This is a genomic window from Pseudomonas sp. GW821-FHT03A09 (assembly GCF_059421065.1).
This window is the reverse complement of sequence record NZ_JBWKUX010000006.1, coordinates 176,885-197,802: the sequence shown is the minus strand read 5'-3', so window position 1 is coordinate 197,802 and position 20,918 is coordinate 176,885. Positions and strand designations below refer to the sequence as shown.

Sequence of the window (20,918 nt, the reverse complement as noted above, 5' to 3'; positions counted from 1 at the left end):
TCACCGCGGTGTCACAGACACACCGAGGTGCCTGCATCGCGGGCAAGCCCGGCTCCCACATAAAGCGGTCCCCACGCTGAAAACAGAAAACCATTACCCGCAAAAAAAATAATTAGTGGGAGTACTTCTTCATGCAAGCGACCAAGCCGACCCACGTCCGCTATTTGATCCTGCTCATGCTGTTTCTGGTGACCACGATCAACTACGCCGACCGGGCCACTATCGCTATCGCCGGCTCCAGCCTGCAAAAAGACCTCGGCATCGACGCGGTCACCCTCGGTTATATCTTCTCTGCATTCGGTTGGGCCTACGTGGCCGGGCAAATCCCCGGTGGCTGGTTGCTGGACCGGTTCGGTTCGAAAAAAGTCTATGCCCTGAGTATCTTCACCTGGTCACTGTTCACTGTGTTGCAAGGCTATGTGGGTGAGTTCGGGGTGTCCACGGCAGTGGTGGCGCTGTTCATGTTGCGTTTCTTGGTGGGGTTGGCTGAAGCACCGTCGTTTCCCGGAAATGCCCGTATTGTCGCAGCGTGGTTCCCTACCGCGGAGCGCGGTACGGCATCGGCCATCTTCAACTCAGCGCAGTACTTCGCCACCGTGCTGTTTGCACCGCTTATGGGCTGGATCGTCTACACCTTCGGCTGGCAGCACGTATTTATCGTGATGGGGGGCATCGGCATCCTGTTCTCGCTGATCTGGCTGAAAGTTATCCACAGTCCGCGTCAGCACCCGATGATCAGCGAGGCTGAACTCAACCACATCGCCGCAAACGGTGCGATGGTCGACATGGATCAGGACAAGGCCAAAGGCCAGAAAACCGACGGCCCCAAGTGGGATTACATCCGCCAACTGCTGACCAATCGCATGATGCTCGGCGTTTACCTGGGCCAGTACTGCATCAATGGCATCACCTATTTCTTCCTGACCTGGTTCCCGGTGTACCTGGTGCAGGAGCGCGGCATGACCATTCTCAAGGCCGGGTTCATTGCGTCGTTGCCGGCGATCTGCGGGTTTATCGGTGGGGTGCTGGGTGGCCTGATTTCCGACTACCTGTTGCGCAAGGGCCATTCGCTGACGTTCGCACGCAAGGCGCCGATCATTGGTGGGTTGCTGGTGTCGTGCAGCATCGTGGCGTGCAATTACGTGGATATCGAGTGGATGGTGGTGGGCTTCATGGCCTTGGCCTTTTTCGGCAAGGGCGTTGGCGCACTGGGTTGGGCGGTGGTGTCCGACACTTCGCCGAAACAAATCGCAGGGTTGAGCGGCGGTTTGTTCAACATGTTTGGCAACCTGGCCTCCATCAGCACGCCGATCGTGATCGGTTACATCATCAGCACCACCGGCTCGTTCAAGTGGGCGCTGGTGTTCGTCGGTGCCAACGCGCTGCTGGCGGTGTTCAGTTACCTGGTGATTGTCGGCCCGATCAAGCGTGTGGTGCTCAAAGAACCGCCCAGCAGCCAAGGGCCTGAGTTGACTAAATTTACCCAAGCGCATTCCTGAGGGGCGATGTGATGCAGTTGATTGAACATGCCGATTCGCCGCGCTCCATTCGTTTGCACGAACGCGACAACGTGGTGATCGTGGTCAACGACCAAGGCGTACCGGCTGGCACCGAGTTTCCGGACGGATTGGTGACAGTGGATTTCATCCCCCAGAGCCACAAGGTGACCCTGGAAGACATTCCCGAAGGCGGTCGGATCATTCGCTATGGTCAGACCATTGGTTACGCCCTGGCGCCGATTCCCCGTGGCAGTTGGGTGCAGGAAGACCAACTGCGCATGCCTACTGCGCCGCCACTGGACAGTTTGCCGCTATCCACCGAGGTGCCTGAGACTCAAGCGCCACTGGAAGGATTTACCTTCGAGGGGTATCGCAACGCTGATGGCACCGTGGGGACGCGCAATATCCTCGGCATTACTACCACGGTGCAGTGCGTCACCGGTGTGCTGGACCATGCGGTCAAGCGCATCAAGGCCGAACTGCTACCCAAGTACCCGCACGTCGATGACGTGATAGCACTGACCCACAGCTACGGTTGTGGCGTGGCGATCACCGCGACAGATGCTTACATTCCGATTCGCACGGTACGCAACCTGGCGCGCAACCCGAACCTGGGAGGCGAAGCGTTGGTGATCAGCCTGGGGTGCGAGAAATTGCAGGCCGGGCAGGTGATGCATGACAACGACAGTTCCGTCGACCTGAGTGAGCCGTGGTTGTATCGCCTGCAGGATTCCAGCCACGGCTTCACGGAAATGATCGAGCAGATCATGGCGCTGGCCGAAACCCGCTTGAAGAAGCTCGACCAGCGTCGCCGTGAAACCGTGCCGGCGTCTGAGCTGATCCTGGGGATGCAGTGCGGCGGTAGTGATGCGTTTTCCGGCATCACCGCCAACCCGGCGTTGGGGTATGCCTCGGACTTGTTGTTGCGGGCCGGGGCGACGGTGATGTTTTCCGAAGTGACTGAAGTCCGCGATGCCATCTACTTGCTGACGTCTCGTGCCCAGAACGAGGACGTTGCCCGGGAGTTGGTCAGGGAAATGGACTGGTACGACCGCTACCTGGCCAAGGGCGAGGCGGATCGCAGTGCCAACACCACGCCGGGCAACAAGAAGGGCGGGCTGTCGAACATTGTCGAGAAGTCCCTGGGTTCGATCGTCAAATCCGGTAGCAGTGCGATCAACGGCGTGCTCGGCCCAGGCGAGCGGTTCAAGGGCAAGGGCCTGATTTTCTGCGCGACACCGGCCAGCGACTTTGTGTGTGGCACCTTGCAACTGGCGGCGGGGATGAACCTGCATGTGTTCACCACCGGGCGTGGTACGCCGTATGGGTTGGCAATGGCGCCGGTGGTGAAGGTGTCGACCCGCACGGAGTTGGCGCAGCGTTGGCCGGACCTCATCGATATCGACGCAGGGCGTATTGCCACCGGGCGCGCGAGTATCGAAGAGTTGGGGTGGGAGCTGTTTCATTTCTACCTGGATGTGGCGAGTGGCAAAAAGCAGACGTGGGCGGAGCGGCATAAGCTGCATAACGACATCACCTTGTTCAACCCAGCCCCCATCACCTGACTCTGTGGGAACTGGCTTGCCTGCGATTGCGGAGTGTCAGCAACTCATTTGTTGACTGACATACTGCAATCGCAGGCAAGCCAGCTCCCACATTTGATCGGTGTTGCCCAGACGAACCGGATTGCATGGCTTATCATTAGCCACCTGACGACACCCACCAAGGTTCTCCCCGGCATGCTGGCAATTTTCCTCACCACCCTGACCATCACCGCGCCGGTGTTTGCCATGCTGCTATTGGGGGTGCTGCTCAAGCGCATCAACTGGATCAACGACAACTTTATCCACACCGCTTCGTCCCTGGTGTTCAACGTCACCATGCCAGCACTGCTGTTCCTGGGCATCCTGCATGCGGACCTGCACTCGGCGCTCAAGCCGGGGCTGCTGATCTACTTTGCCGTGGCCACTTTGCTCAGTTTTGCCTTGGCCTGGGGCTGGGCGATTTTTCGTTGCCCGCGTGAGGACCGGGGCATCTACGCCCAGGGCGCGTTTCGTGGCAATAACGGCGTGATCGGCCTGGCGCTGGCCGCCAGCATGTACGGCGACTACGGCATTTCCCTCGGCGCGATCCTCGCGGCCCTGGTGATCCTGTTCTACAACACGCTCTCGACCATTGTGCTGGCGGTGTACAGCCCGGTGATCAAATCCGACCCGTGGAGCATCTTCAAAAGTGTGGTGGCCAACCCGCTGATCATCAGTGTGATTGCGGCTGCGCCGTTCGCGATTTTCAAGATCGGCCTGCCGGGTTGGTTGGAGTCTTCCGGTCGGTACCTGGCGGACATGACCTTGCCGCTGGCGTTGATCTGTATCGGCGGCACCCTGTCGCTGGCGGCGTTGCGCAAAAGCGGGAACATCGCCCTGAGTGCCAGCCTGGTGAAAATGATCGGCCTGCCGGTCCTGGCGACGCTCGGTGCCTGGTTGTTGGGCTTTCGCGGGCCGGAGCTGGGTATTCTGTTTCTGTACTTCGGCGCACCCACGGCAGCAGCCAGTTTCGTCATGGCCAGGGCGGCCGAGGGTAATCATGAACTGGCGGCAGCCATTATCGTGATCACCACCTTGATGGCGGCGGTGACCACGAATATCGGGATCTTTGTGTTGCAGGCGGGTGGATGGATCTGATTTCTCAGGTGTTTGTGAGGGCCAATCGGGGGCAAGCCCCCTCCCACCTTTGAATGTGTTCGCAAATCAAAATGTGGGAGCGGGCTTGCCCGCGAATGCTATCTGACCGTCACTGCTGGTCGGCCTGATACGCCTCAATGACTTCTTGCGCCGCCCGAAACGCATCGATCGCCGCCGGCACCCCGGCATACACCGCGCAATGCAACAGCGCTTCGCGAATCTCTTCCACTGTGCAGCCATTATTCAGTGCGCCCCGCACATGGCCTTTGAGTTCCTGCGGGCACTTGAGCGCAGTCAGCGCGGCGAGGGTGATCAGGCTGCGAGTCTTCAGCGGCAAACCTTCGCGACTCCACACGCTGCCCCAGGCGTGTTCGTTGACGAAGTCCTGCAACGGCTGGGTGAATTCGGTGGCGTTGCCCAAGGCGCGGTCGACGAACACGTCGCCCATCACCTGGCGACGCATTTCAACCCCGGGCTTTTTCTGATCGGTCATTGCGATTCCCTCTTGTGTTGGCGGCGCCAGGCCCGTAGCGATGTGAATAACAGCAACATCACCAGCGCCGGCAGGACGTAATACAGCATCAACTGTTCAAGCTTGTTGGCCAGGGGCATGCCGGTGGTGAACGCAATCACATGCAGGCCGTACGCCAGATACAGTCCCAGCAGTACGAGGCCTTCGGCACGAGTGACGCGATAGCCGGTATAGAACACCGGCAGGCACAGCGTGATCGCGCCGAGCATCACCGGCAGGTCGAAGTCCAGGGCGTTGGGTGATACCGACAGTGGCGACGGCGCCACCATCGCGGTAAAGCCCAACACCCCCAGCAGGTTGAACAAATTGCTGCCAATCACGTTACCCACGGCGATTTCCCGCTCGCCGCGCAGCGCTGCAATCAACGAGGTGGCGAGGCAGGGCAGTGAGGTGCCGACGCCGATCAGCGTGAGGCCGATGATGCGTTCCGACAGGCCCAGGTCTCCCGCGACATCCACCGCCGCCCCCAACAGCAGATGCCCGGCCAGCACCAGTACCAGGAACCCACCCACCATCAGCAATACGCTGCTCAACCAAGGCGCCTTGGCCACGGTGTCCAACGTGCGCGGGCGGCGCGAGTGGCGGGTCTGGTAATGCAAAAGGCCCAGGTAACCGACCAAAGCCGTGAGCAACAGCAGGCCATCGAACGGCGTCAGTGTTTCATTGGCCGCCAAGGCAAATACCAGCCCCCCGGCGAGGATCATCACCGGAATGTCCAGGCGCACCAGTTGCCGCGATACCCGCAATGGGATGATCAGCGCAGACAAACCCAGGGTCACAAGGATGTTGAAGATACTGCTGCCGATCACACTGCCCACGGCAATATCGGTATTGCCGGCCAGGGTGGCTTGCAGGCTGACGGTCATCTGCGGTGCGCTGCTGCCGAAGGCGACGATACTCAAGCCAATGATCAGTGGCCGCACCTTGAGGCTGGCGGCCAAGCGTACTGCCGCGCGCACCAGGATTTCCGCGCCGATGATCAACAGCAGCAGGCCGCTGATCAGTTCGGCCAGGCTCCAGGGCGAGAGGGCGTTCAATCCGAAAATACTCAAGGCGGCCTCGCTCAGTTGCGCATGGCTTGCACGCGAACCCGTGCGGTGCCGCTACCGAGCATACCCAGTTGCTCAGCCGCCTTGCGTGAAAGATCGATCAGGCGTCCACGGGTATGTGGGCCGCGGTCATTGATGCGTACCACCACGGATCTGTTGTTGGCGAGGTTGGTGACCTTGACCTGGGTGCCGAAGGGCAAGCGCCGATGGGCGGCGGTCAAGGAGTTCTGGTTGAAAGGTTCACCGCTGGCGGTCTTTTTGCCATGGTGTTTGGCGCCGTAATAGGAAGCGGTGCCGGTTTCGTCGTAGCCGTTGGGGTCGATGAGGCCGCTGGCGCAACCGGCCAACAGGGAGAACAGGGCCAGGAGGCCTAATAGACGCTTCATTTCCAGGTTATCCCCCTATCAAATGTGGGAGGGGGCTTGCCCCCGATAGCGATGAGTCAGTCAATAAAATTGCTGACTGACACACCCTCATCGGGGGCAAGCCCCCTCCCACAGTAGACCGAGCTCACTCGGTCTCTTCACCGCTATCAGCCTTCGAGCTTGCTCTTGAGCAGTTCGTTCACCTGTTGCGGGTTGGCCTTGCCTTTGGACGCTTTCATCGCCTGGCCGACAAAGAAGCCGAACATTTTGCCGCGCTTGGCTTCGTCCGCCGCACGGTACTGCTCGACCTGCTCGGCGTTGGCCGCGAGCATTTCATCGAGAACGGCCGAAATAGCGCCGCTGTCGGTGACTTGCTTGAGGCCGCGCTTCTCGATGATTTCGTCGGCGCTGCCTTCGCCTGCGGCCATGGCTTCAAACACGGTCTTGGCGATCTTGCCGGAGATGGTGTTGTCCTTGATGCGCAGCAGCATGCCGCCCAGTTGCTCGGCGGTAACCGGGGCTTCGTCGATTTCCAGGCCCTGTTTGTTCAACAGGCTACCCAGCTCGACCATCACCCAGTTGGCCGCCAGCTTGGCGTCACCGGCGATGCTCACGACTTTTTCGAAGTAGTTGGCTTGTTCACGGCTGGAAGCCAAGACGCTGGCATCATAGACCGACAGGCCGAACTGCTCCTGGAAGCGCTCGCGTTTCTGCTGCGGCAGTTCCGGCAGGGTGGCGCGGATTTCATTGAGGAACGAGTCCTCAAGCACCACCGGCAACAGGTCCGGGTCGGGGAAGTAACGGTAGTCGTTGGCTTCCTCTTTGCTGCGCATGGCGCGGGTTTCGTCTTTGTTCGGGTCGTACAGGCGGGTTTGCTGGATGACCTTGCCACCGTCTTCGATCAGCTCGATCTGGCGACGCACTTCGCTGTTGATCGCCTTTTCGATGAAGCGGAACGAGTTGACGTTCTTGATCTCGCAGCGAGTGCCGAACTCGACCTGGCCTTTGGGGCGGATCGACACGTTGCAGTCGCAACGCAGCGAGCCTTCGGCCATGTTGCCGTCGCAGATGCCCAGGTAGCGTACCAATGCGTGAATGGTCTTGACGTAGGCCACGGCTTCCTTGGCGCTGCGCATGTCCGGCTCGGACACGATCTCCAGCAGCGGCGTGCCGGCGCGGTTCAGGTCGATGCCAGTGGCGCCCGGGAATTCTTCGTGCAGGCTTTTGCCGGCGTCTTCTTCCAAGTGGGCGCGAGTGACGCCTACGCGCTTGATGGTGCCGTCTTCCAGAGGGATGTCCAAGTGGCCCTTGCCGACGATCGGCAATTCCATCTGGCTGATCTGGTAGCCCTTGGGCAGATCCGGGTAGAAGTAGTTCTTGCGCGCGAACACGTTGTGCTGGCCGATCTCGGCGTCAATCGCCAGGCCGAACATCACCGCCATGCGCACCGCTTCCTGGTTCAGCACCGGCAGCACGCCAGGCATGCCCAGGTCGACCAGGCTGGCCTGGGTGTTGGGCTCGGAGCCGAACGTGGTGGCGCTACCGGAGAAAATCTTCGATTGGGTGGCGAGCTGGGTATGAATCTCCAGCCCGATCACAACTTCCCATTGCATAGTGTTCTCCTCAGAAGCCGGTAGGGGTGCGAGTGTGCCAGTCGGTGTTCAACTGGTACTGGTGCGCCACATTTAGCAGGCGGCCTTCCTGGAAATACGGAGCGAGCAATTGCACGCCCACCGGCAGGCCATCGACGAAACCTGCTGGCATGGACAAGCCCGGCAGCCCCGCGAGGTTGGCGGTGATGGTGTAGAGGTCTTCCAGATACTCGGCGATCGGGTCGCCGGTCTTGGCGCCGATCTTCCAGGCCGGGTTCGGCGTGGTTGGGCCGAGGATCACATCGACTTCATTAAAGGCAGCCATGAAGTCGTTCTTGATCAGGCGACGGATCTTTTGCGCCTTGAGGTAGTACGCATCGTAGTAACCGGCCGACAGGGCGTAGGCACCGACCATGATCCGGCGTTGTACTTCGACGCCGAAGCCTTCGCCGCGGGAACGTTTGTACAGGTCGGTCAGGTCTTTCGGGTTTTCGCAGCGGTAGCCGAAACGTACGCCGTCGAAACGCGACAGGTTGGAGGAAGCCTCCGCCGGTGCGATTACGTAGTACGCCGGAATCGCGTGCTGGTTGTTCGGCAGGCTGATTTCCTTGATCACAGCGCCGAGCTTTTCCAGCTCCTTGACACTGTTGTGGACCAGTTCAGCAATGCGTGGGTCGAGACCGGCGCTGAAGTACTCCTTCGGCACGCCGATGCGCAGGCCCTTGATCGAGGTGTTCAGGCTGGCGCTGTAGTCCGGCACCGGCTCGTCGATGCTGGTGGAGTCCTGTTTATCGAAGCCTGCCATGCCTTGTAACAAAATCGCGCAGTCTTCGGCGGTGCGGGCCAAAGGGCCGCCCTGATCGAGGCTGGACGCGTAGGCGATCATGCCCCAGCGGGAAACGCGACCGTAGGTCGGCTTCAGGCCCGTCAGGTTGGTGAACGCGGCAGGCTGACGGATCGAACCGCCAGTGTCGGTGGCGGTGGCGGCCGGCAGGAAGCGTGCGGCAACGGCGGCAGCCGAGCCACCGGACGAACCGCCCGGCACGTGTTCCAGGTTCCACGGGTTTTTCACCGCGCCGTAGTAGCTCGACTCGTTGGCCGAACCCATGGCGAATTCGTCCATGTTGGTCTTGCCCAGGGTCACGGCCCCGGCGGCGGCCAGCTTGGATACCACAGTGGCGTCGTAGGGCGCCTTGAAGTTGTCGAGCATCTTCGAGCCGCAGCTGGTGCGAATGCCCTGGGTGCAGAACAAATCCTTGTGAGCGATAGGTGCGCCCAGCAATGCGCCATTTTCACCGTTGGCGCGACGTGCGTCGGCGGCCTTGGCCTGGCTCAGGGCCAGTTCCTCGGTGAGGCTGATGAAGCTGTTGACCTTCGGATCGTGCTCGGCGATACGCGCCAGCAGGTTCTTGGTCAGTTCTTCGGAAGAAAACTTTTTGTCGGCGAGACCGCGGGCGATCTCGGCCAGAGTCATGTGATGCATGAAAGGCTCTTTCCCTTTAGTCGATGACTTTCGGAACCAGGTACAGGCCGTTTTCGACCGCTGGCGCGATGGACTGGTAGGCCTCGCGATTATTGCGCTCGGTCACGACGTCTGCGCGCAGGCGCTGGCTGGCTTCCAACGGATGAGCCAGAGGCTCGATACCGTCGGTATTCACGGCCTGCATTTGGTCGACCAGCCCGAGAATGCTGTTCAGGGCTGCGGTGGTCTGTGGAAGATCGCCTTCATTCAAGCCAAGCGAGGCCAGATGAGCGATTTTTTCCACGTCGGAGCGTTCAAGCGCCATGGGATTCTCCAGTGGAAAACAGAACGGAGGGCGTCCGTGTGTTAGATTGTCGGAACACTACCGCATTTCTACGGTCATATGGCCGCGATTGTGGGGGTTGGTGCACAGAAAGTCGGCCAATTTAGCACATTGGCGCCTTGCCCAAAATCCCTGTCGTTGTTAGAGTTTGCCGCACTTTTTTACCCACGCGTTGCCTAGGGTCCCTTTCCCATGTTCAAGAAACTGCGTGGCATGTTTTCCAGCGATCTTTCCATTGACCTGGGCACTGCCAACACCCTTATTTACGTGCGCGAGCGCGGTATCGTCCTGAATGAGCCATCGGTTGTGGCTATTCGGACCCATGGTAATCAGAAAAGTGTCGTTGCCGTCGGCACCGAGGCCAAGCGTATGCTCGGCCGTACACCAGGCAATATTGCTGCCATTCGTCCGATGAAAGACGGCGTGATCGCCGACTTCAGTGTCTGCGAGAAGATGCTGCAGTACTTCATCAACAAGGTTCACGAAAACAGTTTCCTGCAGCCCAGCCCTCGCGTGCTGATTTGCGTTCCTTGCAAGTCCACCCAGGTTGAGCGCCGTGCCATCCGTGAGTCGGCCCTTGGTGCCGGTGCCCGCGAAGTGTTCCTGATCGAAGAGCCTATGGCTGCCGCTATCGGCGCCGGCCTGCCGGTTGAGGAAGCACGCGGTTCGATGGTGGTGGATATCGGTGGTGGTACCACTGAGATCGCCCTGATTTCCCTGAACGGTGTGGTGTATGCCGAATCCGTACGCGTAGGCGGCGACCGTTTCGACGAAGCGATCATCACTTATGTGCGTCGTAACTACGGCAGCCTGATCGGCGAATCCACCGCCGAGCGCATCAAACAGGAAATCGGCACCGCTTACCCAGGCGGCGAAGTTCGCGAAGTCGATGTTCGTGGTCGCAACCTGGCCGAAGGCGTTCCACGTGCCTTTACCCTGAACTCCAACGAAGTGCTGGAAGCTCTGCAAGAGTCCCTGGCCACTATCGTTCAGGCTGTGAAGAGTGCCTTGGAGCAGTCGCCGCCGGAGCTGGCTTCCGATATCGCCGAGCGCGGCCTGGTACTGACCGGTGGTGGCGCCTTGCTGCGTGACCTCGACAAGTTGCTGGCCCAAGAGACGGGTCTGCCGGTGATCGTCGCCGAAGACCCGCTGACCTGCGTTGCTCGCGGCGGTGGTCGTGCACTGGAAATGATGGATAAACACACCATGGACCTGCTCTCCAGCGAATAAGATCGCCTGGACGGTTCATGCTTCGTCGGCAGGCAGCACTTTGCAGTGCTGCCTGTTGGCGTTTATCTTCTTCAATCTGCATCCAGGCCGGTTAGATGCCGTATGAATAAAGAGAACATTAGCCTGGGAGGAGCGGCTTATTAAACCGCTTTTCGCCAAAGGCCCCTCATTGGGCGTGCGCTTATTGGTGCTGGTCGTGCTTTCGGTCGCGCTGATGGTGGTCGATGCCCGCTTTGCACTGCTCAAGCCTGTGCGTAGCCAGATGTCGCTGGTGTTGATGCAGACTTACTGGATCACCGACCTGCCGCAACGTCTCTACCAGGGCGTGGCCAGCCAATTCGGCAGCCGCACCGAGCTGGTCGCCGAGAACGAAAAACTCAAGACTGAAAACCTGCTGCTGCAGGGCCGCATGCAAAAACTCGCGGCCCTGACCGAGCAGAACGTTCGGCTGCGCGAGTTGCTCAACTCTTCCGCGTTGGTCAACGAAAAGGTCGAAGTGGCCGAGTTGATCGGTATGGACCCCAACCCGTTTACTCATCGCATCATCATCAACAAGGGTGAGCGTGACGGCGTGGTCCTCGGTCAGCCGGTGCTCGATGCCCGTGGCCTGATGGGCCAGGTGGTCGAACTGATGCCCTACACCTCGCGGGTATTATTGCTGACGGACACTACTCACAGCATCCCGGTGCAGGTGAACCGCAACGGTTTGCGCGCAATTGCCAGCGGCACCGGTAACCCTGAGCGCCTGGAGTTGCGGCACGTGGCCGACACTGCCGACATCAAGGAAGGCGACCTGCTGGTCAGCTCCGGTCTCGGCCAGCGGTTCCCGGCCGGTTACCCGGTGGCGACGGTCAAGGAAGTGATCCACGATTCCGGCCAGCCGTTCGCCGTTGTCCGTGCCGTGCCGACCGCTGCCCTGAACCGAAGCCGTTACCTGCTGCTGGTCTTCAGTGACAACCGTACCCCGGAAGAGCGTGCCAACGACGCCGCCCAGGCCCAGGAGGCGGAGGACAAGCAAAACGGTACTGCGCCGATCATTCCGGCCACGGTGCCCAAGCCTGCATTCGTGGGGCCGCCAGCACCGGCGGTAGCTCCAGCAGCTCCGGCAGCGCCGGTAGCAACCCCGGCCAAGCCGGCAGCCCACAGTGCGCGCCCAGCTAAACCGGCAGCGACGAAACCACCGGCTGCGACGCCTGCGGCCAAGCCTCCGGCATCCACGCGGCAGAGGGAGGAATAATGGCCGGTACTCATTCGCGCAACGGCTGGATCGTCTGGCTGACGTTTGCCATCGGCTTGCTGCTCAGCGTTTCGCCGCTGCCGCAATTCATGGAGATCCTGCGCCCGCTGTGGCTGGCGTTGTTGCTGGCCTTCTGGTCGCTGAACCTGCCGCACAAAGTGGGCATGGTCACCGCGATGTTTCTGGGCTTGGCGGAAGATGTGCTCTATGGCACCTTGCTCGGTCAGAACGCGTTGATCCTCACCTTGATTACCTTCCTGGTGCTGTCGCTGCAGCAGCGGTTGCGCATGTTTCCGATGTGGCAGCAGTGCCTGGTGATTCTGGTGATCTTTGGCCTGGCGCAGTTGGTACAGCTATGGCTCAGCGCCTTGACCGGCAATCGTCAACCGACCCTGGCGTTGGTATTGCCGGCCCTGGTCAGTGCGCTGTTGTGGCCATGGATCAGTTTCGGCCTGCGTGGGTTACGTCGTCGCTACAAAATCAATTGAATGGATTGCGAGGCTCTGCCTGGTTATCGAACCCTACAGGGAGAGTCTGGAATGAATTCGCTTTATCTGGCCTCGGGCTCCCCGAGACGACGTGAACTGCTGACTCAGATCGGCGTGCCTTTCACCGTGGTCAGCGCCGCTATTGATGAAACTCCTCTTACAAATGAATCTGCTGTTGCCTACGTCGAGCGCCTTGCGCGTGGCAAGGCGACAGCGGGTTTTGCTGCGCTTGAAAAAAACTCGGGCACTTGCGTATTGGGTGCCGACACGGCCGTTATCGTTGATGGGCAGATCCTCGGCAAACCCGTGGACCAAGCCGACGCCTTGGCGATGTTGTTGGCACTTTCCGGTCGAGAACATGAGGTGCTGACTGCCATTGCACTCACTGACGGCGAGCGCTGCGAAACCCGATGTGTAAGCAGTCGTGTACGTTTTCGCGAGGTTTCTGTCGAGGAGGCTACAACCTACTGGCACAGTGGAGAACCTTGGGACAAGGCGGGCGGCTATGCTATCCAAGGGCTGGGCTCGGTGTTTGTCGCCGGGCTCAATGGCAGTTACTCAGCCGTGGTCGGGCTGCCGGTGTGTGAAACCGCGCAACTGCTGGGCCAATTCGGCATACCCTGTTGGCAAAACCTTACCGCGCGCTGACCGCTTGACTCCAGCGCCCAGCCTTAAGCGATTGGTCACTATTGTGAAAACGCCTGAACGAGACCCAGCCATGAGTGAAGAGATTCTGATCAATATCACGCCGATGGAATCGCGCGTGGCGGTGGTAGAAAACGGTGTTCTGCAAGAAGTGCACGTCGAGCGTACCCAGAAACGTGGGATCGTCGGCAATATCTATAAAGGCAAGGTGGTGCGCGTATTGCCGGGGATGCAGGCGGCTTTCGTCGACATCGGCCTGGATCGTGCCGCTTTCATCCATGCTTCGGAAATCTCCCTGCGCGAAGGCCCGGCGGTGGAAAGCATCAGCGCCTTGGTGCATGAAGGGCAGAGCCTGGTGGTACAAGTCACCAAGGACCCCATCGGCTCCAAAGGCGCACGCCTGACCACCCAGCTGTCGATACCGTCGCGCTATCTGGTGTACATGCCACGCACAGCCCATGTCGGCATTTCCCTGAAAATTGAAGACGAAGCCGAGCGTGAACGCCTGAAAAAGGTTGTCAGCGACTGTGTGGCGGCCGAGGGCATCAAGGAAGCGGGTGGTTTCATCCTGCGCACGGCCGCCGAGGGGGCCGGGGCCGATGAGATCCTGATGGATATCCGCTACCTGCGGCGGCTGTGGGACCAGATTGGCGCCCAGATCAAGACCATCGGGGCGCCAAGCGTCATCTACGAAGACCTGGGCCTGGCGCTGCGGACCCTGCGCGACTTGGTCAGCCCGAAGATCGAGAAAATTCGCATCGACTCGCGGGAAACCTTCCAGCGCACGACGCAATTTGTTGCCGAACTGATGCCGGAAATTGCTGATCGCCTGGAACACTACCCTGGCGAACGCCCGATCTTCGACCTGTATGGTGTCGAAGACGAGATCCAGAAGGCCCTAGAGCGCAAGGTGCCGCTCAAGTCCGGTGGCTATCTTGTGGTGGACCCGGCGGAAGCCATGACCACCATCGATGTCAACACCGGTGCGTTTGTGGGGCACCGCAACCTTGAAGAAACCATCTTCAAGACCAACCTCGAAGCCGCCACGGCGATTGCCCGCCAACTGCGCCTGCGTAACCTCGGTGGCATCATCATCATCGACTTCATCGACATGGAAGACGAAGAGCACCAGCGCCAGGTGCTGCGTACGCTGGAGAAGCAGCTGGAACGCGATCACGCCAAGACCAACATCATCGGTATCACCGAGCTCGGCCTGGTACAGATGACTCGCAAGCGCACTCGTGAAAGCCTTGAGCAAGTGCTGTGCGAACCCTGCAGTAGTTGCCAGGGGCGCGGTAAGTTGAAGACGCCGGAAACGGTTTGCTACGAGATTTTCAGGGAAATCCTACGGGAGGCGCGAGCCTACCAGGCCGAAGGTTATAGAGTGCTTGCCAACCAGAAAGTGGTCGATCGATTGCTGGATGAGGAGTCCGGCAACGTCGCGGAATTGGAAGGCTTTATCGGGCGCACTATTCGTTTTCAAGTCGAAACCATGTATTCCCAGGAACAATACGACGTGGTGCTGCTCTGATCCCCATTCGCTTTCTTTCCATGAGACGTGCAGGCCAAGATCTGCCGTCTGCTAACTGCCTTGAGGGTCGCCTGACATGGAGCGTCTGATACGCTTTTTTGCCGCTTTGACCCGTTGGGGGTTGGGCCTGTGTGCGTTGCTGTTGGTATTGGCCGCGGTGTACGTGAGCCTGGGCCGTGAACTGACGCCGTTGGTGGCTGAATACCGTGCGGAAGTCGAGGCCAAGGCCCAGGCTGCGGTTGATATGCCCCTGCACATCGGCAGCCTCGAAGGTCGCTGGAGTGGTTTCGCCCCGGTATTGCTGGCCCACGACGTGATGGTTGGTGAGGGCAGTAGTGCGCTGCGCCTGGACCAGGTCGAAGTGGTGCCCGATATCTGGGCCAGCCTGATAGCTCGTGAAGTGCGCATCGCCCATCTGGAAGTCAGCGGCCTGCAATTGAGCGTCAAGGAAGACAAGGACGGTCATTGGGCGCTGCAAGGTCTGCCGGTGCAGAATGACCAGCCGCTGGACCCGGAGCAGTTGTTGACGCGCATGCAAATGGTCAAGCGCGTATCGCTGTTGGATAGCCAGGTCACCCTGCAGCCCTTCGATCAAGCGCCGTTGACCGTGACGTATGTGGGCTTGAGCCTGCACGCCGGGATGACTCGGCAGCGTTTGGACGCACGCTTGACGCTGCCTGATGGCCAGCCGCTTGCCGTCAGTCTGCGCAGCCGCATTCGTGCCAGCCAATGGCGAGATGCCGAGGTTGAAGCCTACCTCAGCTTGCCCCAGAGCGATTGGGCCAAATGGATTCCCGCGAAGCTGACCCAACAATGGAAGCTCACGCAGTTCAAGGCCGGCGGTGAGTTCTGGCTGACTTGGGCCAAAGGCACTGTCCAAAGCGCAGCAGTGCGCCTTAATTCACCGCAAGTGAAGGGCAGCTACGCCGATCGCAAGTCCGTGCATATCGAGAATCTGGCCCTGACCGCTTACCTGCAACGCAGTGAGGGCGGCCTCAAGGTGCTGTTTGATTCGCTCGCGATGAACCTGGGTGATGCCCGCTGGGAATCACACCTGCAGCTGCAGCAAACCCTGGCTACCGACAAGGAGCAGGAAGTCTGGAAGCTTCAGGCCGATCGCCTCGACTTGACCCCCATCACACCCTTGCTGAACGCCTTGGCGCCGTTGCCGGAAGGCTTTGCCAAGACCCTGGAGCATCTGAAGGCGACGGGCGTACTGCACAATGTGCTGGTGGACTTCCGGCCACAGGATACCACCGACCAGAAAGTCAGCTTTGCCGCCAACTTGGAGCGAATTGGCTTTGATGCGTATTTCGGTGCGCCGGCTGCGCGTAACGTATCCGGCAGCATCAGTGGTGACCTGGGCCATGGCGAGTTGCGTATGGACAGCAAGGATTTTTCCCTGCATCTGTTCCCGATCTTCGCCAAGCCCTGGCAGTACATCCAGGCTAATGCACGGCTGACCTGGAAGCTGGATAAAGAAGGTTTCACCCTGATCGCGCCTTACATCAAGGTGCTGGGCGAGGAAGGCAAGGTCGCCGCCGACTTCCTGATCCGTCTGCATTTCGACCACAGCCAGGAAGACTACATGGACCTGCGCGTCGGCATGGTCGATGGCGATGGGCGTTTCACCTCCAAATATCTACCGGCCGTACTAAGCCCGTCGTTGGATGAGTGGTTGCGCACAGCGATCCTCAAGGGGGCGGTTGACCAAGGCTTTTTCCAGTACCAAGGCTCGCTGAATCACGACGCACTGCCGGCTTCGCGCAATATCAGCCTGTTCTTCAAGGTGCATGACGCCGAGCTGGCGTTCCAGCCGGGTTGGCCTCATGTGAGCAAGGTCAACGGTGAAGTGTTCGTCGAAGAAAGCGGTGTGCGCATCCTGGCCAGCAAGGGGCAATTGCTCGATACCAAGGTCAAGGATGTCTACGTCAATATTCCCCACGCACTGGCCGGGCAAGACAGCCATCTGCTGCTGACCGGTGGGTTTGCCGGTGGCTTGGGGGACGGCCTGAAAATCCTTCAGGAAGCGCCGATAGGGACTGCCTCGACGTTCGCCGGCTGGAAAGGCGAGGGTGATCTGCAAGGTGATCTGGACCTGGACGTGCCGCTGGCCAAGGGCACCGATCCCAAGATCGTGGTGAACTTCAAGACCGACAAGGCCCGCCTGCAATTGTCGGAGCCGCCCCTGGACCTGACCCAGCTCAAAGGCGACTTCCGTTTCGACAGTGCCAAGGGCTTGAGCGGGCAGAACATCGCGGCGCAGGCGTTTGATCGCCCCATCACCGCGCAGATTGTCGCCGACGGCAAGCCGGGCAGTATCAGCACCCGTGTGACCGCCAAGGGCCAGGTCACGGTGAAGCGTCTGACCGACTGGTTGAAGATCAGCCAGCCTCTGCCGGTTTCCGGCGATATCCCGTACCAGTTGCAACTGACCCTGGACGGCGCAGATAGCCAGCTGATGGTCAGCTCCAACATGAAGGGCGTTGCGGTGGATCTGCCTGCGCCCTTTGGCATGCCCGCGAGCCAAGGGCGTGACAGTGTCCTCCGTATGACCTTGCAAGGTGCCGAGCGCCGTTATTGGTTCACTTACGGCGAGCTGGCGAGTTTCACCTTCGCAGCGCCACCGGACAAGTTCAATGACGGACGCGGCGAGTTGTTCCTCGGCGATGGCAATGCTTTGTTGCCGACAACCAAGGGGCTGCGCATTCGCGGTGTACTGTCGGAGCTGGACGTGGACCCGTGGAAAAAACTGGTTAACCGGTACGCGGGTAACGATCCTGGCGGCAGTGCCAAGCAACTGCTCAGTGGTGCCGATTTCAAGGTGGGCAAGTTGACGGGCTTCGGTACCCAGTTGGATCAGGTCAACCTGCAGCTTGATCGCAAGCCCGCCGCCTGGGGCTTGCAGATCGACAGCCAGCAAGCCAAAGGCTCGGTGAACCTGCCGGACGCCAAGGCTGTACCGATTGCGATCAACCTGCAGTACGTAAAACTTCCGGCAGTGGACCCGACGGTGCAGGCGGATGAAAACGCGCCTGACCCGTTGGCCGATATTGATCCCAAAGACATTCCGGCGCTGGATATCGCCATCGACAAGCTGTTCCAGGGGCCGGACCTGGTGGGGGCCTGGTCGTTGAAGATTCGGTCGACCGCCAAGGGCCTGGCATTTACCGACCTGGATCTGGGCCTCAAGGGCATGCTGCTCAAGGGCGCAGGCGGTTGGGAAGGTGCGCCAGGGGCCAGTAGCAGTTGGTACAAAGGTCGCCTGGATGGCAAGAATATCGCCGATGTGCTGAAAGGCTGGGGGTTTGCGCCGACGGTGACCAGCGAGGACTTCCATCTGGATGTGGACGGCCGTTGGCCGGGTTCGCCGGCGTGGGTCGGGCCGAAGCGTTTCTCCGGCAGCCTGGACGCGGCGTTCCGTAAAGGCCAGTTTGTGGAAGTGGAGGGTGGCGCCCAGGCATTGCGGGTGTTCGGCCTCTTGAACTTCAACTCCATTGGCCGTCGTTTGCGTCTGGATTTCTCTGACCTGCTCGGCAAGGGGTTGAGCTATGACCGAGTCAAAGGCTTGCTGGCCGCCAGTAACGGTGTGTTCGTGACCCGTGAGCCCATTACCATGACCGGTCCGTCGACCAATCTGGAACTTAACGGCACCCTGGACCTGGTGGCTGATCGAGTCGATGCCAAGCTGCTGGTGACGTTACCGGTGACCAACAACCTGCCCATCGCGGCGCTGATTGTCGGTGCGCCAGCGATTGGTGGTGCGTTGTTCCTGATCGACAAATTGATCGGTGATCGGGTTTCGCGCTTCGCCAGTGTGCAATACAAAGTGGAAGGGCCTTGGAAAGACCCGAAAATCACCTTCGACAAGCCATTTGAAAAGCCAAACTGAGAAGCTGTGGAGTAGCATGGCCCTATGCCAATCACGGAGTGTGGGCCCATGTCTTTTGCGGTAATTCAAATGGTCAGCCAGAGCGATGTGCTTGCCAACCTGGCTCAGGCCCGACGTTTGCTGGAACAAGCGGCGGCTGGCGGTGCGAAGCTTGCCGTGTTGCCGGAGAATTTTGCCGCCATGGGGCGCCGTGATGTGGCCGATATCGGTCGCGCCGAGGCTCTTGGTGAAGGCCCGATCCTGCCCTGGTTGAAACAGGCCGCCCGCGACCTCACCTTATGGATAGTGGCCGGCACTTTGCCGCTGCCGCCCGAGGGCCAGCCGAATGCAAAATCCAACGCCTGCTCGCTGTTGATCGATGATCAGGGCGAGATCATTGCCCGTTACGACAAGCTGCATTTGTTCGATGTCGATGTCGCCGATGCCCGTGGTCGTTATCGGGAATCCGACGACTATGCTTTCGGTGGCAAGGTGGTGGTGGCGGATACGCCGGTGGGGCGGCTGGGCTTGACCGTGTGTTATGACCTGCGTTTCCCCGAGCTGTACAGCGAGTTGCGTGCAGCGGGCGCAGAGCTGATTACTGCCCCCTCGGCCTTTACAGCGGTGACGGGGGCCGCGCATTGGGACGTGTTGATTCGCGCGCGGGCCATCGAGACCCAGTGCTACGTGCTGGCGGCTGCTCAAGGCGGCGTGCATCCAGGGCCGCGGGAAACCTTTGGCCATGCGGCGATTGTCGACCCGTGGGGGCGTGTGCTGACACAACAGGATCAAGGCGAAGCGGTGTTGTTGGCCGAACGCGATAGCAGTGAACAGGCGTCGATACGGGCGCGCATGCCGGTGGTCAACCATCGGCGCTTTTTCTCGCAGGGCGCACAGCGGCCTGCTTCGGAACGATGAATTTAAGGCCAAATCTATGAGCGAGTTGTTGTCCTCAGTCAGTGAACACCTCCTGGCACCCGGTGGCGTGACCATCGAAAGCTTGCAGACCGTGCTGGGCGATCTGGCCGGACCGGGCATCGACGCCGCCGACCTGTATTTCCAGGGGCAGATTTCCGAGTCCTGGGCCCTTGAAGACGGCATCGTCAAGGAAGGCAGCTTCAATCTTGACCAGGGCGTAGGCGTGCGGGCGCAATCGGGTGAGAAGACCGGTTTCGCCTACAGCAATGCCATCACCCTGGAAGCCTTGGGCCTGGCGGCCCGCGCGGCGCGTTCGATCTCGCGTGCTGGCCAGAATGGCACGGTACAGGCGTTCAGCACTCAGGATGTGGCCCAGTTGTACGCCCCGGATAATCCACTCGAAGTGATCAGCCGTGCGGAAAAGGTTGAGCTGCTCAAGCGTGTCGACGCGGCCACCCGTGCCCTGGACCCGCGCATTCAGCAGGTGACCGTAAGCATGGCCGGTGTATGGGAACGCATCCTGGTAGCATCCACCGATGGCAGCCTGGCGGCGGATGTACGGCCGTTGGTGCGTTTCAATGTCAGCGTGATCGTTGAGCAGAATGGCCGCCGCGAGCGCGGTGGCCACGGCGGCGGCGGGCGTACCGACTACCGTTACTTCCTGGCTGACGACCGCGCCATGGGTTATGCCCGTGAAGCGCTGCGCCAGGCGCTGGTCAACCTGGAGGCCATTCCGGCGCCGGCGGGTACTTTACCTGTGGTGCTGGGCTCGGGCTGGTCTGGGGTGCTGCTGCACGAAGCCGTGGGCCATGGCTTGGAAGGTGACTTCAACCGTAAGGGCAGTTCAGCCTACAGCGGGCGCATGGGCGAGATGGTTGCGTCCAAGCTGTGCACCATTGTCGATGATGGCACCCTGGCTGGCCGTCGTGGCTCGCTGAGCGTCGACGACGAAGGTACGCCGACCGAGTGCACCACGCTGATCGAAAACGGCGTGCTCAAGGGCTACATGCAGGACAAGCTCAATGCCCGCTTGATGGGGGTGGCCCGGACCGGTAACGGTCGTCGCGAGTCTTACGCGCACCTGCCGATGCCACGCATGACCAACACCTACATGCTCGGTGGCGAAAGCGACCCGGCGGAAATCATCGCATCGGTGAAACGCGGGATCTACTGCGCCAACCTCGGCGGCGGCCAGGTGGATATCACCAGCGGCAAGTTCGTGTTCTCCACCAGTGAGGCGTATTTGATCGAAGACGGCAAGATTACCGCGCCGGTCAAAGGAGCGACGCTGATCGGCAATGGGCCGGAAGCCATGAGCAAGGTGTCGATGGTCGGTAACGACCTGTCGTTGGACAGTGGTGTAGGCACATGCGGGAAGGATGGGCAGTCGGTGCCGGTGGGTGTCGGCCAACCAACGCTGAAAATTGATGCGATTACCGTAGGGGGTACGGGGTCGTAAGCCGGGAGCTTCGGGT

At 60.3% G+C, this 20,918-nt stretch carries 17 protein-coding genes; 11 read left to right on the top strand and 6 right to left on the bottom strand.

Features of this window, described 5'->3' with window-relative positions:
* Positions 1-131: 131 nt before the first annotated feature.
* The 3 genes from AC07V4_RS13520 to AC07V4_RS13510 all read left to right on the top strand — a co-directional run bounded on the left by AC07V4_RS13520 (position 132) and on the right by AC07V4_RS13510 (position 4,180).
* Positions 132-1,499 (top strand): MFS transporter, encoded by a 1,368-nt coding sequence (locus AC07V4_RS13520; RefSeq protein WP_492636832.1) that lies wholly within the window; start codon positions 132-134, stop codon positions 1,497-1,499.
* Between the two features lie 11 nt (positions 1,500-1,510).
* A complete protein-coding gene (gene garD / locus AC07V4_RS13515; protein ID WP_492636833.1) occupies positions 1,511-3,064 on the top strand; it encodes a galactarate dehydratase in 1,554 nt (517 codons plus the stop codon).
* Positions 3,065-3,238: 174 nt separating this feature from the next.
* Positions 3,239-4,180 carry an AEC family transporter gene (locus tag AC07V4_RS13510; protein ID WP_492636834.1) on the top strand — a complete coding sequence of 314 codons (942 nt, stop codon included), beginning with the start codon at positions 3,239-3,241 and terminating at the stop codon, positions 4,178-4,180.
* A 109-nt stretch (positions 4,181-4,289) separates the two neighbouring features.
* On the opposite strand, the gene AC07V4_RS13505 is transcribed toward AC07V4_RS13510, so the two are convergent.
* The 6 genes from AC07V4_RS13505 to gatC form a co-directional block, all read right to left on the bottom strand.
* Positions 4,290-4,673, bottom strand: coding sequence for a carboxymuconolactone decarboxylase family protein (locus AC07V4_RS13505; RefSeq protein WP_492636835.1), 384 nt, complete (start codon positions 4,671-4,673; stop codon positions 4,290-4,292).
* A complete protein-coding gene (locus AC07V4_RS13500) occupies positions 4,670-5,716 on the bottom strand; it encodes a calcium/sodium antiporter (protein ID WP_492636968.1) in 1,047 nt (348 codons plus the stop codon). The genes AC07V4_RS13505 and AC07V4_RS13500 overlap by 4 nt, the downstream gene beginning before the upstream one ends.
* A 59-nt stretch (positions 5,717-5,775) precedes the next feature.
* Positions 5,776-6,147 carry a septal ring lytic transglycosylase RlpA family protein gene (locus AC07V4_RS13495; RefSeq protein WP_492636836.1) on the bottom strand — a complete coding sequence of 124 codons (372 nt, stop codon included), beginning with the start codon at positions 6,145-6,147 and terminating at the stop codon, positions 5,776-5,778.
* A 146-nt stretch (positions 6,148-6,293) separates the two neighbouring features.
* Positions 6,294-7,739 (bottom strand): Asp-tRNA(Asn)/Glu-tRNA(Gln) amidotransferase subunit GatB, encoded by a 1,446-nt coding sequence (gene gatB / locus AC07V4_RS13490; protein ID WP_492636837.1) that lies wholly within the window; start codon positions 7,737-7,739, stop codon positions 6,294-6,296.
* Positions 7,740-7,749: 10 nt separating this feature from the next.
* Complete coding sequence (gatA, locus tag AC07V4_RS13485; RefSeq protein WP_492636838.1) at positions 7,750-9,201, bottom strand: Asp-tRNA(Asn)/Glu-tRNA(Gln) amidotransferase subunit GatA; 1,452 nt, start codon at positions 9,199-9,201, stop codon at positions 7,750-7,752.
* A 16-nt stretch (positions 9,202-9,217) separates the two neighbouring features.
* Positions 9,218-9,505 (bottom strand): Asp-tRNA(Asn)/Glu-tRNA(Gln) amidotransferase subunit GatC, encoded by a 288-nt coding sequence (gene gatC, locus AC07V4_RS13480; RefSeq protein ID WP_431750403.1) that lies wholly within the window; start codon positions 9,503-9,505, stop codon positions 9,218-9,220.
* A gap of 210 nt (positions 9,506-9,715) precedes the next feature.
* Here gatC and mreB point away from each other — a divergent pair, with 210 nt between their 5' ends.
* From mreB to tldD, 8 genes are all read left to right on the top strand, one after another.
* Positions 9,716-10,753: a rod shape-determining protein MreB gene (mreB, locus tag AC07V4_RS13475; RefSeq protein WP_002555108.1), complete on the top strand. Its 1,038-nt coding sequence runs from the start codon at positions 9,716-9,718 to the stop codon at positions 10,751-10,753.
* A gap of 139 nt (positions 10,754-10,892) precedes the next feature.
* Positions 10,893-11,990, top strand: coding sequence for a rod shape-determining protein MreC (mreC, locus tag AC07V4_RS13470; RefSeq protein ID WP_492636969.1), 1,098 nt, complete (start codon positions 10,893-10,895; stop codon positions 11,988-11,990).
* On the top strand, positions 11,990-12,478 hold the full coding sequence (gene mreD / locus AC07V4_RS13465; protein ID WP_003171788.1) for a rod shape-determining protein MreD: 489 nt from the start codon (positions 11,990-11,992) through the stop codon (positions 12,476-12,478). The genes mreC and mreD overlap by 1 nt, the downstream gene beginning before the upstream one ends.
* Before the next feature lie 51 nt (positions 12,479-12,529).
* Positions 12,530-13,126, top strand: coding sequence for a Maf family protein (locus tag AC07V4_RS13460; RefSeq protein ID WP_492636839.1), 597 nt, complete (start codon positions 12,530-12,532; stop codon positions 13,124-13,126).
* Positions 13,127-13,196: 70 nt separating this feature from the next.
* Complete coding sequence (gene rng / locus AC07V4_RS13455) at positions 13,197-14,654, top strand: ribonuclease G (protein WP_010213134.1); 1,458 nt, start codon at positions 13,197-13,199, stop codon at positions 14,652-14,654.
* A 76-nt stretch (positions 14,655-14,730) separates the two neighbouring features.
* Positions 14,731-18,546 carry a YhdP family protein gene (locus tag AC07V4_RS13450; protein WP_492636840.1) on the top strand — a complete coding sequence of 1,272 codons (3,816 nt, stop codon included), beginning with the start codon at positions 14,731-14,733 and terminating at the stop codon, positions 18,544-18,546.
* A 48-nt stretch (positions 18,547-18,594) separates the two neighbouring features.
* A complete protein-coding gene (locus AC07V4_RS13445; protein ID WP_492636841.1) occupies positions 18,595-19,443 on the top strand; it encodes a carbon-nitrogen hydrolase family protein in 849 nt (282 codons plus the stop codon).
* A 16-nt stretch (positions 19,444-19,459) separates the two neighbouring features.
* Positions 19,460-20,902, top strand: a complete 1,443-nt coding sequence (tldD, locus tag AC07V4_RS13440; RefSeq protein ID WP_492636842.1) for a metalloprotease TldD — start codon at positions 19,460-19,462, stop codon at positions 20,900-20,902.
* Positions 20,903-20,918 lie beyond the last annotated feature (16 nt).